The 19,214-nt window shown below is 72.2% G+C and carries 15 protein-coding genes; 14 read left to right on the top strand and 1 reads right to left on the bottom strand.

Features of this window, described 5'->3' with window-relative positions:
- Positions 1 to 2: 2 nt before the first annotated feature.
- From KDL01_RS19075 to argF, 11 genes are all read left to right on the top strand, one after another.
- The gene (locus KDL01_RS19075; protein ID WP_212529879.1) at positions 3 to 1,178 is read left to right on the top strand and encodes a sensor histidine kinase; all 1,176 of its coding nucleotides are present in this window, start codon (positions 3 to 5) and stop codon (positions 1,176 to 1,178) included.
- Between the two features lie 209 nt (positions 1,179 to 1,387).
- On the top strand, positions 1,388 to 2,530 hold the full coding sequence (gene pheS / locus KDL01_RS19070) for a phenylalanine--tRNA ligase subunit alpha (protein WP_212529878.1): 1,143 nt from the start codon (positions 1,388 to 1,390) through the stop codon (positions 2,528 to 2,530).
- Complete coding sequence (gene pheT, locus KDL01_RS19065) at positions 2,530 to 5,004, top strand: phenylalanine--tRNA ligase subunit beta (RefSeq protein WP_212529877.1); 2,475 nt, start codon at positions 2,530 to 2,532, stop codon at positions 5,002 to 5,004. The genes pheS and pheT overlap by 1 nt, the downstream gene beginning before the upstream one ends.
- A gap of 156 nt (positions 5,005 to 5,160) precedes the next feature.
- Positions 5,161 to 6,855, top strand: coding sequence for an ABC-F family ATP-binding cassette domain-containing protein (locus KDL01_RS19060; protein ID WP_212529876.1), 1,695 nt, complete (start codon positions 5,161 to 5,163; stop codon positions 6,853 to 6,855).
- Between the two features lie 210 nt (positions 6,856 to 7,065).
- The gene (locus KDL01_RS19055; RefSeq protein ID WP_212529875.1) at positions 7,066 to 8,166 is read left to right on the top strand and encodes a DNA topoisomerase subunit B; all 1,101 of its coding nucleotides are present in this window, start codon (positions 7,066 to 7,068) and stop codon (positions 8,164 to 8,166) included.
- A 72-nt stretch (positions 8,167 to 8,238) separates the two neighbouring features.
- Complete coding sequence (locus tag KDL01_RS19050; RefSeq protein WP_212529874.1) at positions 8,239 to 9,051, top strand: hypothetical protein; 813 nt, start codon at positions 8,239 to 8,241, stop codon at positions 9,049 to 9,051.
- Between the two features lie 130 nt (positions 9,052 to 9,181).
- Positions 9,182 to 10,225, top strand: a complete 1,044-nt coding sequence (gene argC / locus KDL01_RS19045) for an N-acetyl-gamma-glutamyl-phosphate reductase (protein WP_212529873.1) — start codon at positions 9,182 to 9,184, stop codon at positions 10,223 to 10,225.
- 133 nt (positions 10,226 to 10,358) lie between these two features.
- A complete protein-coding gene (gene argJ, locus KDL01_RS19040; RefSeq protein ID WP_212529890.1) occupies positions 10,359 to 11,510 on the top strand; it encodes a bifunctional glutamate N-acetyltransferase/amino-acid acetyltransferase ArgJ in 1,152 nt (383 codons plus the stop codon).
- A 5-nt stretch (positions 11,511 to 11,515) separates the two neighbouring features.
- Complete coding sequence (argB, locus tag KDL01_RS19035; RefSeq protein ID WP_212529872.1) at positions 11,516 to 12,403, top strand: acetylglutamate kinase; 888 nt, start codon at positions 11,516 to 11,518, stop codon at positions 12,401 to 12,403.
- Positions 12,400 to 13,782, top strand: coding sequence for an acetylornithine transaminase (locus KDL01_RS19030; RefSeq protein ID WP_212529871.1), 1,383 nt, complete (start codon positions 12,400 to 12,402; stop codon positions 13,780 to 13,782). The genes argB and KDL01_RS19030 overlap by 4 nt, the downstream gene beginning before the upstream one ends.
- A 190-nt stretch (positions 13,783 to 13,972) precedes the next feature.
- The gene (gene argF, locus KDL01_RS19025; protein ID WP_212529870.1) at positions 13,973 to 14,911 is read left to right on the top strand and encodes an ornithine carbamoyltransferase; all 939 of its coding nucleotides are present in this window, start codon (positions 13,973 to 13,975) and stop codon (positions 14,909 to 14,911) included.
- 215 nt (positions 14,912 to 15,126) lie between these two features.
- Here argF and KDL01_RS19020 read toward each other — a convergent pair whose 3' ends face one another.
- Positions 15,127 to 15,450 carry a hypothetical protein gene (locus KDL01_RS19020; protein WP_212529869.1) on the bottom strand — a complete coding sequence of 108 codons (324 nt, stop codon included), beginning with the start codon at positions 15,448 to 15,450 and terminating at the stop codon, positions 15,127 to 15,129.
- A 153-nt stretch (positions 15,451 to 15,603) separates the two neighbouring features.
- Between KDL01_RS19020 and KDL01_RS19015 the strand changes: the two genes are divergently transcribed.
- The 3 genes from KDL01_RS19015 (at position 15,604) to tyrS (ending at position 18,992) form a co-directional block, all read left to right on the top strand.
- Entirely contained in the window at positions 15,604 to 16,104 is a 501-nt protein-coding gene (locus tag KDL01_RS19015) for an arginine repressor (protein WP_438801972.1), read from the top strand.
- A 109-nt stretch (positions 16,105 to 16,213) separates the two neighbouring features.
- Positions 16,214 to 17,635, top strand: coding sequence for an argininosuccinate lyase (argH, locus tag KDL01_RS19010; protein WP_212529867.1), 1,422 nt, complete (start codon positions 16,214 to 16,216; stop codon positions 17,633 to 17,635).
- Positions 17,636 to 17,726: 91 nt separating this feature from the next.
- Positions 17,727 to 18,992 carry a tyrosine--tRNA ligase gene (gene tyrS, locus KDL01_RS19005; protein WP_212529866.1) on the top strand — a complete coding sequence of 422 codons (1,266 nt, stop codon included), beginning with the start codon at positions 17,727 to 17,729 and terminating at the stop codon, positions 18,990 to 18,992.
- Positions 18,993 to 19,214 lie beyond the last annotated feature (222 nt).

The following is a 19,214-nucleotide window of genomic DNA, read 5'->3' as shown; positions in this document are numbered from 1 at the left end:
AGATGGTTACGGGCCGCGGCGGTCACGGCCCCGCCCCATGCCGGAGTTGGACCGAGCCGCAAGGGAGACCGCACCAGGTGGAGGCGAGCAACGCGCAGGACCCCGCCACCGCGTCCGCGTACGACGAGCTGCCCGACGGCCTCGTCGTCGCCGACGCCGAGAACCGGGTGCGGGTGTTCAACCGGGCCGCCGAACGCATCACCGGCCTGCGCGCCGAGCATGCCCTCGGCCGCCCGCTCGACCTCGCCCTGCCGCTGGTGGACCTCGACGGCCGGCGCTGGTGGACCTGGACCGACCCGTACGGCGGCCTGGGCATCCGCAGCGGCCAGCCGGAGACCAGGCTGCTGCTGCCGGACGGCCGGGACGTGCTCGTCACCGCCCGCTACGTGCGCGAGCGCGGCGGCCCGGTACACCGGGTCGTGGTCGGCCTGCGCGACACCTCCGCCCGCGCCCGGGTCGAACGCCGGCACGCGGACCTGATCGCCACCGTCGCACACGAGCTGCGCTCCCCGCTCACCAGCGTCAAGGGCTTCACCGCGACGCTGCTGGCCAAGTGGGAGCGCTTCACCGACGACCAGCGCAGACTCATGCTCGAGACTGTGGACGCCGACGCCGACCGGGTCACCCGGCTGATCGCCGAGCTGCTCGACATCGCCCGGATCGACTCGGGCCGCTTGCAGCTCGCCTGCTACCCGGTCGACCTGCTCGAACTCGTCGGCGACCAGATCGCCGGGATGAACGCGGCGGGCGTGGACGTTGCACGTTTCGACGTCCGGTCCGAGGAGCAGTTCCAGGTCTGGGCCGACCCGGACAAGCTGCGCCAGGTGATCGCCAATCTGCTGGAAAACGCCGTGCGGCACGGTGAGGGGCGTGTCACCATCACAGTGGAGCAGGACGGCCCCACCGACGCCGGACCCGCCGCACCGCACGACGAGCCGCCACGGAAGGGAGAGGGACCGCGCATGGTCGCCATGACCGTCGACGACGAAGGCCCCGGCATCCCCGAGGCCATGCTCGGGCGCGTGTTCACCCGCTTCTGGCGCGGCAACCGGCGCGGCGGCACCGGCCTCGGCCTCTACATCGTCAAGGGCATCGTCGAGGCCCACGGCGGCGCCATCACGGTCGGGCGCGCCCCCGGCGGCGGCGCCCGGTTCCGATTTACCATCCCGGCGGCCTGACCGCGGCTCACACCGAGCCCTGAGGTCGCCGGTCCGGCCGCCTCGGGCGGCCTCGGCGCGCCCGCGCGCGCCCCCGCCGGGCCCGTATCGCCGCCCGCGCACTCCCCGAGCAGCCCGTCGGCCCGCGCCCGTTAGGATTGCAGGCGCCCGCCGAGAAGACCCCGCACGCCGCTGACGGCGTGGTAGAAGCGGAAGTTGAGCCGATCCTGATGTCCGCACCGAACAAGAGCTTCGACCCCGTCGAGGTCGAGGCGCTCAAGCCCGAGGCCGTCGAACGCGCCCTGGACGAGGCGCTGGCCGCGCTCGCCGCGGCCGCCGACCTCGGAGCCCTGCACGAGGCCGAGATCGCGCACGCCAAGGACCGCTCCCCGCTGGCCCTGGCCAACCGGGAGATCGGGGCGCTGCCCCCGGCCGCGAAGGCCGAGGCCGGCAAGCGCGTCGGCCAGGCCCGCGCCGCCGTGGCCCGCGCCGTGGCCGAGCGCCGCACCGTGCTCGAGGCCGAGCGCGACGCCCGCGTCCTGGTCGAGGAGTCCGTCGACGTCACGCTGCCCTGGGACCGCGCCCCGCGCGGCGGCCGGCACCCGCTGACGACGCTCGCCGAGCGGGTCGGCGAGGTCTTCTCCGCGCTCGGCTGGGAGGTGACCGAGGGCCCCGAGGTCGAGGCCGAGTGGATGAACTTCGACGCCCTGAACATCTCAAGGGACCACCCGGCGCGCAGCCCGCAGGACACCTTCTTCGTGCGCACCCCGGGCGTGGACCCGAACGACCCGACGCACACCGAGCGCGACTCGCTGATCCTGCGCACCCAGACCTCGCCGGTCCAGATCCGCACCATGCTCAAGCGGCAGCCGCCGCTGCACATGGTGTGCATCGGGCGCACCTTCCGCACCGACGCGCTGGACGCCACGCACACCCCGGTGTTCAACCAGATCGAGGGCCTGGTGGTGGACGAGGGGATCGGCATGGCCGACCTCAAGGGCACCCTCGACCACTTCGTGAAGGCGATGTTCGGCGCGGGGCTGGCCACCCGGCTGCGTCCGAACTACTTCCCCTTCACCGAGCCGAGCGCCGAGCTCGACCTGCAGTGCTTCGTGTGCCACGGCGCGTCCGTGGGCGACCCGGACCACCCCTGCCGCACCTGCTCGTCCGAGGGCTGGATCGAACTCGGCGGCTGCGGCGTGGTCAACCCGCGGGTGCTGGTCTCGGCCGGCATCGACCCGGAGCGCTACAGCGGCTTCGCCTTCGGCATCGGCCTCGAGCGGACCCTGATGTTCCGCCACGGCATCGCCGACATGCACGACATCGTCGAGGGTGACATCCGTTTCACCCTCCCGTTCGGAGTGGAAATCTGATGCGCGTCCCCCTTTCCTGGCTGCGCGAGTACGTCGACCTGCCCGAGGGCCTGACGGGCCGTGAGCTCGCCGAGCGGCTGATCCCGGCCGGCTTCGAGGTCGAGACCGTGCACGAGTCCGGCGCGGGTCTGACCGGTCCGCTGGTGGTCGGTCAGGTCCTGGAGATCGAGGAGCTCACCGGCTTCAAGAAGCCCATCCGCTACTGCCAGGTCCAGGTCGGCCCGGAGCCGGCGGACGTGCGCGGGATCGTGTGCGGCGCGCGCAACTTCGCCGTGGGCGACAAGATCGTGGCCGCGCTGCCCGGCGCGGTGCTGCCCGGCGACTTCAAGATCGCCGCGCGCTCGACCTACGACCACGTCTCCGACGGCATGATCTGCTCGGCCCGCGAGCTCGGCCTGGGTGAGGACCACTCGGGCATCATCGTGCTCCCGACCGACGTCCAGGTCGGCGCGGACGCGATCGAGCTGCTCGGCATCCGGGACGCGGTGCTCGACATCGCCGTGACCACGGACCGCGGCTACTGCCTCTCGATGCGCGGCATGGCCCGCGAGGCCGCGATCGTCTACGGCCGCACCCTGCGCGACCCGGCCCTGCTCGACGTCCCGGCCCCGACCCAGGGCGGCTACCCGGTGGTGCTGGCCGACCCGCTCGGCTGCGACCGCTTCGTCGCGCGCGCCGTGCGCGGGATCGACCCGCTGGCCACCAGCCCGCTGTGGCTGCAGCGGCGCATCCAGCTTGCCGGGATGCGCCCGATCTCGCTCATCGTGGACATCACCAACTACGTGATGCTCGAGATCGGCCAGCCCCTGCACGCCTACGACCTCGGCCGGCTCACCGGCACGATCACCGTGCGGCGGGCCGAGGCGGGGGAGAAGCTGACCACCCTGGACGACGCCGAGCGCGCCCTGGACCCGGACGACCTGCTGATCACCGACGAGTCCGGCCCGATCGGCCTGGCCGGGGTCATGGGCGGGGCCTCCACCGAGGTCCACGCCGGCACCGTGGACGTGCTGATCGAGGCGGCGCACTTCGACCCGGGCTCGATCTCGCGCACCGCGCGCCGGCACAAGCTGCAGTCCGAGGCCTCCCGCCGCTTCGAGCGGTCGGTGGACCCGAACGCGGCCGCCGCCGCGGCCCAGCGCGCCGTGGACCTGCTCGTGCTGCTCGGCTACGGCACGGCCGCCCCCGAGGTCACCGTGGCCTCCACCCGGCCGCACGCGGCCGCCCCGATCGTGATCGACGCGGGCCTGCCCGGCCGTGTCGCCGGGCTCGCCTACCCGCGCGAGACCGTGGTGCGCCGGCTGCAGGAGGTCGGCTGCACGGTCGAGGGCGCGGACCGGCTCAGCGTCACCCCGCCGTCCTGGCGGCCCGACCTGACCGACCCGAACGACCTGGCCGAGGAGGTCATCCGGCTCGAGGGCTACGACCGGATCCCGATGCGGCTGCCGGTCGCCCCGCGCGGGCGCGGCCTGACGCTGCGTCAGCGGCTGCACCGGCGGGTGGGCCACGCGCTCGCCGACGCCGGCTACGTCGAGGTGCTCAACTACCCGTTCGTCGGCGACGCCGAGTTCGACGCCATGGGCGTGCCCGCGGACGACGCCCGCCGTGACGCGCTGGCCCTGGTCAACCCGATCTCGGACGAGCAGCCCTACCTGCGCACCACGCTGCTGCCCGGCCTGTTCGCCACCCTGCGGCGCAACGTCGGGCGCGGCATGACCGACGTGGCCCTGTTCGAGACCGGCCTGGTCTACCAGCCGCGTCCGGGCGCCTCGGCCCCGCCGCGCCTGTCGGTCGCGCACCGCCCCTCGGACGAGGAGCTCGCCGTGCTCGAGGCCGCGCTGCCGGACCAGCCGCGGCACGTCGCGGCTGTGCTCACCGGCGCCCGCGAGAACGCCGGCTGGTGGGGCGCGGGGCGCGAGGCGACCTGGGCCGACGCGGTCGAGGCCGCCCGGACCGTGGCCGCGGCCTGCAACGCCGAGCTGACGGTGGACCAGGCGCAGTACGAGCCCTGGCACCCCGGCCGCTGCGCCGTGCTCTCGCTGGACGAGCGGATCGTGGGCTACGCGGGCGAATTGCACCCGAAGGTGCTCGAGGCGCTCGGCCTGCCGCCGCGCACCTGCGCGATGGAGCTGAACCTCGACGTGCTCGTGCCGGCCTCGGAGGTGCCCGTCACCGCCGAGCTGGTCTCGGGATTCCCGCTCGCCTCGGTGGACGTCGCACTCGTCGTCTCCCAGGAGGTGCCCGCGGCCGACGTCGAGTCGGCGCTGGTCGCCGGCGCCGGCCCGCTGCTCGAGGCGATCCGGCTGTTCGACGTGTACGAGGGCGAGCGGATCGAGCAGGGCACGAAGTCGCTGGCGTTCGCGCTGCGGCTGCGCGCCCAGGACCGCACCCTCAAGGCCGACGAGGTCGCCGCCGTGCGCGAGGCCGCGGTGGCCTCGGCCACCCGCCACACCGGCGCGGTGCTGCGCGGCTAGTCCCGCGCCCGCCGCTCCACCACGAAAACCGGTTGCCCGGGCCCCTGCGGCCCGGGCACCATCGTCTGCGTACCTGTTGCCGGCCGAGGAGCTCCGTAGTGCTGATTCGTGGGTTGTGTCTCGATCCGACCGCGACCACCACCCATGGAGCCCTCCTTGTTCGCCGTAGCCGCACGTTCCTTCCTCAAGGCGAGCGACCTCTCGCTCGTCTTCCACGCTGAGCCGCTGTTCGACGGCGTCGGCCTGACCCTCGCCCCCGGCGACCGGGTCGCCCTGGTCGGCCCGAACGGCGTCGGCAAGTCCTCGCTGCTCAGAATCCTGGCCGGCCTGCTGCCCGCCACCCGCGGCCGTCTTGAGCACGGTCCGGGCACCCGCGTGGGATTCTTCGCCCAGCAGGTCCCCGACCCGGACCAGAGCGTCGGCGCGTTCCTGCGCGAACCCCTCGCCGAACTCTTCGACGCGCAGACCCGCCTGCACGAACTCGAACACCGCATCGCCGAGGGCGAACTCAGCCTCCTCGACGAGTACGGCGGCCTGCTCGAACGCTTCGAATCACTCGGCGGCTGGGCCGCGAGGGCGCGCGTCGACGAGGTCGGCCAGCGCCTCGACGTAGCCCATCTGAGTGAACGCACCCCGCTCGCTCAGGTGAGCGGCGGCGAGCAGGCCAGGCTCATGCTCGCCCGCGTCCTGCTGTCCGACCCGAGCGTGCTGCTGCTCGACGAGCCGACCAACCACCTCGACGCAGACGCCGTCTCCTGGCTCGGCGACTACCTCGCCCGGTTCACCGGCGCGCTGCTGGTGATCAGCCACGACCGCGCGTTCCTCGACCGCGTGGCCACCCGGGTGATCGAACTCGACGGCATCCACGACGCACTGCAGACGTACGAGGGCGGATACACCGCGTTCCGGGCCGAGAAGCAGGCACGCTGGCAGCGCCTGCTGCTCGACTACGAGGCCCAGGAAAAGCACCGCGCCCGCCTCGCCGGCGACATCGAGGCGACCAAGGGCCACGCCGCGGCCACCGAGCACGCGACGGCGAACGACCACTGGCGCCGCATCGCGAAGAAGGTGGCGAGGAAGGCGAAGGCCAGGGAGCGCCGCCTCGAGCGCGAACTCCAGTCAGCCCGCTGGCTCGCCGAACCCGTCACCCGTCCCACACTCACCCTCGCGTTCCCCACACCGACCGGCGAGAGCGGCGACGCCGACCGGGAGCGCGCGGCCCTGCGGATCAAAGAACTGCCCGTGACCGCCGGAGACAAGCTGCTGTTCGAGATCCCCGACCTCGAGATCAGGCCGGGCGACAGAATCCTGATCAGCGGCCCCAACGGCGCCGGCAAGTCCTCCCTCCTCGACGCCCTCGCCACCCGCGCAGCCCAGGCCGACCCCAGCGCCGTGGCCGTCCTCCCGCAGACCCACGACCACCTGCGCCTCGACGCGAGCGTCATCGACTACTTCCGCAGCCGCGTCCCGGTCTACCCCGAAGACGCCGAGCAGATCCTGACGGCCCACCTGTTCGCCCCAGACCAATGGCAAGCCCCCCTCCGGACCCTCAGCGCCGGCGAACTCCGCCGCCTCCTGCTCGCCGTGGCCGTCAACCAGGGCGCCCCCATCCTGATGCTCGACGAACCCACCAACTACCTCGACTTCGACTCCCTCGACGTCGTCGAACGCGCCCTGCGCGCCTTCACCGGCACCGTCCTCGTCGTCACCCACGACCGCTACTTCGCCGAGGCGGTCACCCTCGACCGGGAGTGGTCAGTGCGCGCCGACGGGTCGGCGAAATTCGCGGAAATTCGTGGCTCCGAGACTTCTCAGAATGCCGCCATAAACGGCTCTGGCGGCACCGCGTAAGCGCTCGGACAGCCGTTCCCAGCCCCATGGTCGACCGGCTCCGCACAGGCTCTCACCGGGCCGCCTGTGCGGCCGTCATGGTAGCTCTGACCTGGCATTTTCCTGGAATTGGTCTAGGATCGAGGCAGCCTACTGATGCAACTGGAGGGGTCAAAAGTGAACCGGAAGCCCGCCCAATACGACGCCAGCCACATTCAGGTGCTGGATGGCTTGGAAGCCGTCAGGAAGCGGCCCGGGATGTTCATCGGCTCGACCGGTGAACGCGGCCTGCACCGGTTGGTGTTCGAGATCGCGAGCTGCTCGGTCAACGACGTGCTGGTCGGCCGTGCCACCCGTGTCGAGGTCACGCTTCTGCCCGACGGTGGCGTGCGTGTCGCCGACGACGGACCCGGGCTCCCACTCGACAACACCACGATTCGCGGCATCTCCGAGCTGGAGGCCCTACTGACCTACATGCACTACATGCCGACCCGCGGCCCGCGATACCCGGTGCTCGACCTCTTGGGCGTGGGGCCGAGCGTCGTCAACGCCCTGTCGAGTCGGATGCTGGCCGAGGTGCAGCGCGAGGGCGTCCGCAGGGTGCAGAGGTACGCATGCGGGGTCGCGGTGGCCCCACCCGCGGATGCCGGACCGGCGGCAGACACCCGGACCGCCATCAGCTTCTGGCCGGATCCCGAAATCTTCGAGACCACGCGGTTCTCGTTCGACGTGCTGGCCGAGCGCTTCAGGGAACTCGCGTTCCTCTACCGCGACCTGGACATCTCCCTCACCGACGAGCGTGACCCGGCCGAGCCCCGCTCGGTTCGGTTCTGCTTCCCGGGAGGCGTGCAGGACATGGTCGCCCACCTCGACGAGCACGACGAGCACCTGCACCCGGACATCGTCGCCTTCGAACAGGAGGACCCGCGGATGGAGGGGACGATGGAGGTAGCCCTGCGGTGGCGCGGTTCCGGCCAAGAGCAGACCCGAAGCTTCGCCAACAGCGTGCCGACCCCCGGTGGTGGCACACACGTGGCGGGCTTCCGCAACGGGCTCGAGGCGGCGGTCAACGCGTACGCGCGCGAACGCGGCCTGCTGACTGAGACGGACCCGGACTTCAGTTCCGCCCGGATCGGCGAAGGCCTCACCGCCGTCGTGTCGGTGAAGCTGAAGCGTCCCAGGTTCGAGGGCGCGACGCACGGCGTCCTACACAACGCCGAAGTGCTCGACTGCGTTCGAGAGGCCGTCGCGGAGCAGGTCGGCAAGTGGCTGACGGAGTGTCCGCAGCAAGCCGCGCTCGTCCTGGACCGAATTGCCCACGAGCTCACCTGATTCCCCCACGCGGCCGTACTTGTCAGTACCCGATGGCACAGTGGAGAGCCTCCGCTGACTCCGAGGACTGCCATGGGCTACGACCTGCACATCACCCGCGCCGACTTCCACTTCGACTCCGACCTCTATCCCATCTCCCGCGCGGAGTGGACCGCGTTCGCGGACACGGAGCCGCAGCTGATCAGGCACACCGGCGAGAACGGCGGGGAGTGCTGGGAACTGCTCACCCCCGCCGACGGCTCCTGGCAGATGAACTGGGTCGGCGGACAGATCACCATCTGGAAGGGGGGCCACGTCGCCACGCAACTCGCGCAGATCGCCGCGCGACTCGGCGCCAGAGTGGTCGGCGACGACGCGGAGGAACACTTCCCGGACGGCTCGGAAGTCCCCTGGCACGAGCCACGGCCCATCCTGTTCCACCGCGCTTGGACGGTCGCGGAGGCCGCGGCCGCCTGGCAGACGATCTTCGAGCGGCGCGAGGGCCTGTCGTCATCCTGGTACCCGGGGCCCGATTACGCGCCCCACGCGCTCGGCGCTTTCCGCACCTTCGCGGATCGCGCCGTCGCGACCGCGGATGTCCCGGGGGCTGACCGCCTTTCATACGGCTACGGACCCGCCGAAGGCGCCGACGGCCCGGTCTTCACCCTGCGCCTCGCCCGCCACCTGATCACCGACTCTGACGGCGGCCAAGCCCACATCGCCTGCCGCCTGGACTACCCGATAACCCAGGAGCTCGCCGCGCTCGGAACCTTCGACACCTCGTGGTCCTCTCCCGCCGAGGCCGACCGCAGCACCCGAGACGACTGGTTCGACGCCGTAGCGGCCCGGCCCGAATGGAGGCTCTTCGCCCTGATCACGCCGCGGACCTTCGACTTCGAGGCCTAGGTGGCCGCCGCTCGACGAGCTCACGTGGCCGCAGCCAACTGCCCACCAACACGGGGGTTGGCACGGCTCCGCTCCAAGTTCACTCGGATGGACGATGGCATAGTCTTCCATTTTTCTGTATTCTCATGCCATGACCCTTCGGATCGCGGTGGCCGGTGCGACCGGCTACGCGGGTGGGGAGATTCTGCGGCTCCTCCTCGCGCACCCTGCAGTCGTCGACGGCCGCGCCCAGATCGGCACGCTCAGTGCCGGTCGCAACGCGGGCTCGACGCTCGGCGAGCATCAGCCGCACCTCGTCCCGCTCTACGACCGTGTCCTGGCCGAGACCGACCAGGAGACGCTGGCCGGGCACGAGGTCGTCTTCCTCGCGCTGCCGCACGGGCAGTCGGCCGAGGTGGCCGAGCAGCTCGGCCCGGACGTGCTGATCATCGACTGCGGCGCGGACTTCCGGCTGGAGGACGCGGCCGACTGGACCCGCTACTACGGCTCTGCGCACGCCGGGACCTGGCCGTACGGCCTGCCCGAGCTGCCCGGCGCGCGCGAGCGGCTGCGCGGGGCGAACCGGGTGGCCGTGCCCGGCTGCTTCCCGACCGTGAGCACCCTCGCGCTCTATCCGGCGCTGGCCGCCGGGCTGGCCGAGCCGGAGGTCGTCATCACGGCTGCCACCGGCACCTCCGGCGCGGGGCGCTCGCTCAAGACGCATCTGCTCGGCTCCGAGATCATGGGCAACACCTCGGCCTACGGCGTCGGCGGCACCCACCGGCACACCCCGGAGATCGCGCAGAACCTCGGCCAGGGCGCCGGGGCCAAGGTCGCGGTCTCCTTCACCCCGATGCTCGTCCCGATGTCCCGCGGCATCCTCGCCTCCTGCTCGGCCAAGGCCCGGCCGGGAGTGACGGCGGAGGACGTGCGGGCCGCCTACGAGAAGGCGTACGCCGACGAGCCGTTCGTGACGCTGCTGCCCCACGGGATCTGGCCGCAGACCGCCGCCGTGCTCGGCTCCAACAGCGTCCACGTGCAGGTCGCGCTGGACGAGTCGGTCGGCCGGATCCTCGTCCTCGCGGCGGTGGACAACCTGGCCAAGGGCACCGCGGGCGGCGCGATCCAGTGCATGAACCTCGCCCTCGGCCTGCCCGAGTCGGCCGGCCTGAGCACGGTCGGGGTCGCGCCGTGACCGAGCGCGCGACCGGACTCCAGCCCCATCCCCACACCACCACCCATTCCGCCCCCACCCGCGCCGTCGCGGCCGGGGCGTGCAGCAACGGAGGAGATTCGTGACCGAGCAGACCAGCCGCGGCGTCGAGGGTGTGGGCGTCACGGCGGCCCGGGGCTTCCGCGCCGTCGGGCTCGCGGCCGGGATCAAGTCCTCCAGCGCGCCCGACCTCGCCCTCGTCGTCAACGACGGGCCCTCGCGCGCCGCGGCCGCGGTGTTCACCTCCAACCGGGTCAAGGCCGCGCCCGTGCTGTGGTCCGAGCAGGTGGTCAAGGCCGGCGAGCTCGACGCCGTCATCCTCAACTCCGGCGGCGCCAACGCGTGCACCGGGCCGGAGGGGTTCCAGGACACCCACCGCACCGCCGAGCAGACCGCCGCCGCGCTCGAGACCTCGGCCACCCGCGTGGCGGTGTGCTCCACCGGCCTGATCGGGGTCCGGCTGCCCATGGACCGGCTGCTCGGCGCGCTGCCCGCCGCCGTCGCCGCGCTCTCGGCCGAGGGCGGGGCCGACGCGGCCGAGGCGATCCGCACTACCGACACGCACGCGAAGACGGCCGTGGTCGAGCGCGCCGGCTACGTCCTCGGCGGCATGGCGAAGGGCGCGGGCATGCTCGCCCCGGGCCTGGCCACGATGCTGTGCGTGCTCACCACCGACGCGCAGGTCCCGCAGGCCGAGCTCGACGCCGCGCTGCGCACCGCCACGGCCCGCACCTTCGACCGGGTCGACTCCGACGGATGCATGTCGACCAACGACACGGTGATCCTGATGGCCTCCGGCGCCACCGGGGTCGAGCCGGACGCGCGCGAGTTCGCCGCCGCCGTGGAAGAGCTCTGCGCCGACCTCGCCCGGCAGCTGATCGCCGACGCCGAGGGCGCGTCCAAGGAGATCGAGATCGAGGTGGTCGGCGCGGCCACCGAGGCCGACGGGCTCGAGGTGGCCCGCTCGATCGCCCGCAACAACCTGCTCAAGTGCGCCTTCTACGGCGAGGACCCGAACTGGGGCCGGGTGCTGGCCGCGGTCGGCACCACCGGGGCCAAGTTCGAGCCCGACCAGCTCTCCGTCGCCATCAACGGTGTCTGGGTCTGCCGCAACGGCGGGGTCGGCGAGGACCGCGAGCTGTGCGACCTGAGCGACCGTCACATCCACCTCGTGGTGGACCTGTCCGCCGGCGGGGAGAGCGTCACGGTCTGGACCAACGACCTCACCAAGGACTACGTGCACGAGAACTCGGCCTACTCCTCGTGAAGACGATGGCGGGGGGAACCCGTTCCACCGAGGCCCTGGCCAAGGCGCACGTGCTGACCCAGGCGCTGCCCTGGCTCTCGAAGTTCCACGGCGCGACCGTCGTGGTGAAGTTCGGCGGCAACGCGATGGTCGACGAGGACCTCAAGCGCGCCTTCGCCCAGGACGTGGTCTTCCTGCGCTACGCCGGGCTGCGCCCGGTGGTGGTGCACGGCGGCGGCCCGCAGATCACCCGCGCGCTCGAGGCCTCCGGCCTGCCCAGCGAGTTCGCCGGCGGGCTGCGGGTGACCACCCCGGCGGCCATGGACGTGGTCCGGATGGTGCTCACCGGCCAGGTGCAGCGCGAGATCGTCGGGCTGATCAACGAGCACGGCCCCTTCGCCGTCGGCATGTCCGGCGAGGACGCGAACACCATGACGGCCCGTCAGCGGCACGCGATGGTCGACGGCGTCGCGGTGGACATCGGCCGGGTCGGCGACATCGACACGGTCGACCCGAAGGTGCTCGGCGCGCTGCTCGACGACGGCCGCATCCCGGTGGTCTCGAGCGTGGCCCGGGCCGAGGACGGCGGCGTCTACAACGTCAACGCCGACACGGCCGCCGCCGCGCTCGCGGTCGGCCTCGGCGCGGAGAAGCTGGTCGTGCTCACCGACGTCGAGGGCCTCTACGCGGACTGGCCCGCCTCGGACCAGGTGATCAGCCAGCTCACCGCAGACGAGCTCGACAAGCTCCTGCCCGAGCTCTCCTCCGGCATGGCGCCCAAGATGGAGGCCTGCCTGCGGGCCGTGCGCGGCGGCGTCCGTGCGGCGCACGTGCTCGACGGGCGGGTGCAGCACTCGCTGCTGCTCGAAGTGTTCACGGACGAAGGCATCGGAACGATGGTGGTATCGGCATGACGACGCACACGCACCCGCAGGCCGCCGCGGCCGGATCCGCGCCCGCGGCGCACGAGGCGTCCACCGCCCCGGCCGCGTCCGGCGCCATCTCGGCCGCCCGGGCCGAGGGCCTGCCCGTGGTGCAGGCCCAGGGCGGCCTGAGCGCCGCGTGGACCGAGCGCTACAGCAGTGCCCTGATGAACACCTTCGGCACCCCCAAGCGGGTGTTCGTGCGCGGTGAGGGCGCGCAGCTGTGGGACGCCGACGGCCGCCGCTACCTCGACCTGTTCGCCGGCATCGCGGTCAACGCCCTCGGCCACGCCCACCCGCTCATCGTCAACGCGGTGACCGCGCAGCTGACCACCCTCGGCCACGTCGGCAACTTCTTCGGCACCGCGCCGCAGATCGCCCTCGCCGAGCGGCTGCTCGCGCTCGCCGCGCTGCCCGGCAGCGGCCCGGCGGCCGAGCAGGGCCCGGCCGGCGGCCCCGACCTCGGCTCCGGCCGGGTCTACTTCGCCAACTCCGGCACCGAGGCCAACGAGGCCGCGTTCAAGCTGACCCGGCTGACCGGCCGCACCAAGGTCATCGCGACCGAGGGCGGATTCCACGGCCGCACCATGGGAGCCCTCGCGCTGACCGGCAAGCCGGCCATCCGCGAGGCCTTCGAGCCGCTGCCCGCTGGGGTCGAATTCGTGCCCTTCGGCGACGCCGCCGCTCTGGAGAACGCGGTGGACGACCAGACCGCCGCGGTCTTCCTCGAGCCGATCCAGGGCGAGCGCGGCGTGCTCCCGGCCCCGCCCGGCTACCTCAAGGCGGCCCGCGAGATCACCGCGCGCCACGGCGCCCTGCTCGTGCTCGACGAGGTGCAGACCGGCATCGGCCGCACCGGGGACTGGTTCGCGTTCCAGCACGCGGGTATCCGTCCGGACGTGGTTACCCTCGCCAAGGGGCTCGGTGGCGGCCTGCCCATCGGCGCCTGCCTGGCCTTCGGCCGCGCCGCGGAGCTGTTCACCCCGGGCAGTCACGGCTCGACCTTCGCCGGCAACCCGGTGGCCTGCGCGGCCGGGCTCGCGGTGCTGCACGCGATCGAGCGCGACGGCCTGATCGAGCGGGCCGGCGAGGTGGGCGACCTGCTGCGCCAGGGCATCGAAGAACTCGACCACCCCGCGGTCGCCGGCGTGCGCGGCGAGGGCCTGCTCCTGGCCATCGTGCTGCGCCGGGCCGCCGCGGCCGAGGTCGCCGACGCGGCCCTGGACGCCGGGTTCATCGTCAACGCGGTCAACCCCGAGTCCATCCGGCTCGCCCCGCCGCTGATCCTGACGACGGATCAGGCCCGCGAGTTCCTCGGCGCGCTGCCGAAGCTGCTGGACCACGCCCTCGACGAGGCGGGCCGGTCGTGACCGCCCCCGCCATGGCCGCGGCCACGCTCCCGGCCGCCGCTGACGGCACGCCAAACGGCGCCCGTCGACGTGCGTCCGCCCACGCTGCCAGCCCGGCCCGCGCTCACGGCTCGGTTCGAACCCTCCCGTCCGGCCGCGCCCCGTCCGCAGGCCGTCCCTCCTCCGCCCACCGCACGGAAGCAGATTTCTGATGCCCACTCGCCACTTCCTCCGTGACGACGACCTGAGCCCGGCCGAGCAGGCCGAGGTGCTCGATCTCGCCGCCGAGTTCAAGGCCGACCCGCTCGGCCACCCAGTGCTGGCCGGCCCGAAGGCCGTCGCGGTGCTCTTCGACAAGCCGTCCACCCGCACCCGGGTCTCCTTCTCGGTCGGCGTCGCCCAGCTCGGCGGCTACCCGCTCGTCATCGACGCGGCCACCAGCCAGCTCGGCCGGGGCGAGCCGGTGGCGGACACCGCGCGGGTGCTCGAGCGCCAGGTCGCCGCGATCGTCTGGCGTACCTTCGCGCACTCCCGGATCGAGGAGATGGCCGCGGCCAGCAGCGTGCCGGTGGTCAATGCCCTGACGGACGACTTCCACCCCTGCCAGATCCTGGCGGACCTGCAGACCGTGCAGGAGCGCAAGGGCGCCCTGGCCGGCCTGACCATGACCTACCTGGGCGACGGCGCCAACAACATGGCCCACTCCTACCTGCTCGGCGGGGCGACCGCGGGCATGCACGTGCGGATCGGCACGCCCGACGGCTACCTGCCCGACCCCCGCTACGTCGCCGACGCGGTCGCGATCGCGGAGCGGACCGGCGGTTCGGTGCGCGTCACCCAGGACGCCAAGGCCGCCGCGAAGGACGCGGACGTGCTGGTCACCGACACCTGGGTGTCGATGGGTCAGGAAGAGGAGAAGTCCGCACGCGCGGAGGTGTTCCTGCCCTATACCCTCGACGAGGCGGCGCTCGCGCTCGCCCGGCCGGACGCGATCGTGCTCCACTGCCTGCCCGCGTACCGGGGGAAGGAGATCGCGGCCTCCGTCATCGACGGTCCGCAGTCGGCGGTCTGGGACGAGGCGGAGAACCGCCTGCACGCCCAGAAGGCGCTGCTGGCGTACCTTCTCGGCTACCGGAGCGGCGCGCGGTAGGACCGCGCGCGTGCGCCCGTGGCGATCGGGCGCACGGTTCGGGGGAGTGGGGAGTCGGGGAGACCTCCAGACCGCTCACCCCCGGTAAGACACGGCACGGCGCGGCGAACGCTCGGGATCCGCGTCGCAGTGCGTATCCGCACGGATGCGGGGAAGAAGCCGACGCGGTGTCGCGCGGAACTTCGAGCGCCGACCGAGCCCGTCAGCCAGAGCAGTCACGGACAGTCGAGAAAGCCGAGAGGCGAGAGAGGCGAGAAGACAGTGCGTGTGGCCCGAAGGTCGGCCGCAGCGGCGGCGGGTACGACGCGCCGACCGTCCTCGGCGTGCGCTGTGCCGGGTATCGGCGTTGCCGCAGGCACGGCGATATCTCGCCGGGGCACGCAGCCGACGACGAACGCCGGGATCAGCCACGCCACCCGCGTGACGCGCACCGCGACCGCCGTCATCAGCGCCACCCCTGCCACCGCCGCCGCACCGACCGACGTTCCGATCCGCCCCGCACCCGCGACGCACGCGACCCACGCCGCACTCGTATCCACGAGTTCGCAGCCGACGCCGCGTGCCGCATCAGTCCCCGCCCACGCCCACGCCCACCGAAGGGAGACCTGGTGACCCCGCCGTCCGCCGCCGTCCCGAGGAACGAGCAGGAAAGCCCCGCTGCCGCCGCCTTCGAGAGCGCCGCGGCCACCGTCGTGAACACACGACGCGCGCGCCACCAGCGCATCGCCGACCTGCTCGCGCGCCACCAGGTGCGCTCGCAGTCCGCGCTCGCCGAACTGCTCGCGGGCGAGGGCTTCTCGGTCACGCAGGCCACGCTCTCGCGCGACCTCGACGAACTCGGCGCCATGCGGATCCGCGACCCCGAGGGCAACCTCATCTACGCGCTGCGCAGCGAGGGCGGGGACGGATCGCCGCGCGCGGCGGTCGAGTCCGGCGAGCTCGAGACCCGGCTGCGCCGCCTGCTCGGCGAACTGCTGGTCACCGCCGAGGGCTCGGCCAACCTGGTCGTGCTGCGCACGCCGCCGGGAGCGGCCCAGTTCCTGGCCTCGGCGCTCGACCACGCCGACCGGCACGGCGTCACCGCCGGAGTCATGGGCACCATCGCGGGCGACGACACCGTCCTGGTGATCTGCCGCGACCCGCTCGGCGGCCCCGACCTGGCTCGACGACTCAGCGAGGCGGCCCGCGGCTGAGATCCGCGGCGCTCCCTCACCCCACTCAGACCGCCCGGCGCCCCAGCGCCGAACCCAGCACCCGGGCACACGCCGAACCGCGGCCCGACGGGACCGGAAAGTTTCGATCATGACCGAACGTGAAGCACCTTCGAACCTGCTGTGGAGCTCGCGCTTCTCCAGCGGTCCGAGCGAAGCGCTGGCCGCGCTGTCCGCCAGCGTGCACTACGACTGGCGGCTGGCCCGCTACGACCTGGCCGGCTCGCGGGCGCACGCCCGGGCGCTGAACCGGGCCGGGCTGCTGACCGACGAGGACCTCGACGGCATGCTGGCCGGGCTGGACAAGCTCGAGCAGGACGTCGTCTCCGGCGAATTCCAGGCGAGGGTCGCCGACGAGGACTGCCACACGGCACTCGAGCGCGGGCTGATCGAGCGCATCGGCCCGGAGCTCGGCGGCAGGCTGCGGGCCGGCCGTTCGCGCAACGACCAGATCGCCACGCTGCCGCGGATGTACCTGCGCGAGCACGCCCGCGTCATCGTCGCCCTGATCAGCGATCTGCAGCAGGCGCTGACCGACCAGGCCGAGGCGCACCTCGAGGTCGCCATGCCCGGGCGTACCCACCTGCAGCACGCGCAGCCCGTACTGCTCTCGCACCACCTGCTCGCCCACGTGCACGCGCTCGGCCGGGACGTGGACCGGATGCGCGACTGGGACCGGCGCACCGACTCCTCGCCCTACGGCAGCGGCGCGCTGGCCGGCTCCACGCTCGGCCTCGACCCCGAGGCGGTCGCGGCGGAGCTCGGCTTCAGCCGCAGCAGCGCGAACTCCATCGACGGCACGGCTTCGCGCGACTTCATGGCCGAGTTCGCCTTCGTGGCCTCGATGGTCGGCGTGAACGTCTCCCGGATCGCGGAGGAGATCATCCTCTGGACGACCAAGGAGTTCGCCTTCGCGACGCTGGACGACGCCTACGCCACCGGCTCCTCGATCATGCCGCAGAAGAAGAACCCGGACATCGCCGAGCTCGCCCGCGGCAAGGCCGGCCGGCTGATCGGCAACGTCTCCGGCCTGCTGGCCACGCTCAAGGCGCTGCCCCTGGCCTACAACCGGGACCTGCAGGAGGACAAGGAGCCGGTGTTCGACTCGGTCGACACCCTCGAGGTCCTGCTCCCGGCGTTCAGCGGCATGATCGCGACGCTGGTCTTCCACGGCGAGCGGATGGCACAGCTCGCGCCGCAGGGCTTCTCGCTCGCCACCGACGTGGCCGAGTGGCTGGTGAAGCAGGGCGTGCCGTTCAAGGTGGCGCACGAGGTGGCGGGCGCGAGCGTGCGCTACTGCGAGGAGCGCGACGTCGAGCTGTCCGACCTGACCGACGAGGACCTCGCCGCGATCGACGAACGGCTCACCCCGGGCGTCAAGGACGTGCTGACGGTGTCCGGCTCGATCGCCTCGCGCGACGGTCGCGGCGGGACGGCGCCGGTGCGGGTGCGCGAACAGCTGGCCGAGGTGCGGGCGGTAATCGCCGAGCAACGGACTTGGCTGGATCAGTAGGCTAGAGGGGTCGCGCCCGGGGTGCGGCCCCTCGTTCGTCGCGCCTGCCGCGGCGGGCGTCGTGCGTTCCTTCCGAGGGAAAGTTGAGATCGTGACCACCGACATCGTCGATGAACTCCAGTGGCGGGGCCTGCTGGCCCTGTCCACCGATGAGGAAGCGCTGCGCAAAGCCTTCGCCGACGGGCCGGTCACCTTCTATTGCGGGTTCGACCCGACCGCGCCGAGCCTGCACATGGGCAACCTGGTGCAGCTGATCACGATGCGCCGGATCCAGAACGCGGGCAACTTCCCGCTCGGCCTGGTGGGCGGGTCCACCGGCCTGATCGGGGACCCGAAGCCGAACGCCGAGCGGACCTTGAACTCCAAGGAGACCGTGGCGGACTGGGTGGAGAAGGTGCGCGGCCAGGTCGGCAGCATCCTCAGCTTCGAGGGTGAGTTCGCCGCCCGGATCGTGAACAACCTGGACTGGACGGCGCCGATCTCGGCGATCGACTTCCTGCGCGACATCGGCAAGCACTTCCGGGTCGGCAAGATGCTCTCCAAGGACGCGGTGGCGGCCCGGCTCAACTCCGACGCCGGCATCAGCTACACGGAGTTCTCGTACCAGATCCTCCAAGCGCTCGACTTCCTCGAGCTCTACCGCAACTACGGCTGCACGCTGCAGACCGGCGGCAGCGACCAGTGGGGCAACCTGACCGCGGGGGTGGACCTGATCCACCGCTCCGAGGGCGGGAGCGTGCACGTGATCGGCACGCCGCTGGTGACGAAGGCGGATGGGACGAAGTTCGGCAAGACCGAAACCGGCGCGGTCTGGCTCGACCCGGAGATGATGTCGCCGTACGCGTTCTACCAGTTCTGGTTGAACGCCGAGGACTCCAAGGTGGTCGAGTACCTCAAGATCTTCACCTTCCGCAGCCGCGAGGAGATCGACGAGCTCGAGACCGCCACGCAGGAGAAGCCCTTCCTGCGGCTGGCCCAGCGCACCCTGGCCCAGGACGTCACGGCGCTCGTGCACGGCGAGGAGAACCTGCGCCGGGTCGAGGCAGCGAGCAAGGCCCTGTTCGGACAGGGTGAGCTCGGCGAACTCGACGAGGCGACCCTGCGTGCCGCGCTGGCCGAGCTGCCGACGGCCCAGGTGAGCGAATTGCGTCCGATCTACGAGCTCCTGGCCGACACCGGGGTCGTGGCCAGCCGAGGTGCCGCACGCCGGGCGATCCAGGAGGGCGGCGCATACCTGAACAACGCGAAGGTCGAGGACGTCGACGCCGCGCCGGCGGACACGGACCTGCTGCACGGCCGGTGGCTGCTGCTGCGTCGGGGCAAGAAGACCCTTGCCGCCGTCGAGGTAACGCGCTGACCTGCACGGACAGTGAGCATGGCCGGGCCTCCGGCGGGTGAGTCAAAGCATGGATAGGTCGATTTGACTCCGTCCCGCCGGAGGCCTAATGTTCTCCGAGTCGCCTGAAACCCCCTGAAGCCCGGAAACGGGTCAAGCGGTGTGTGGCGTCACCGCGCTGGTAGGGCGCGGGGCGGGACCGGTGAGAATCGGGCCGCTGAGACTCTGCTAAAGTAGAGATCA

It is taken from the genome of Actinospica durhamensis (assembly GCF_018139695.1).
Taxonomy (GTDB): domain Bacteria; phylum Actinomycetota; class Actinomycetes; order Streptomycetales; family Catenulisporaceae; genus Actinospica; species Actinospica durhamensis.
The sequence above is the reverse complement of the archived record's forward strand: the minus strand, read 5'-3'. Positions and strand labels throughout refer to the sequence as shown.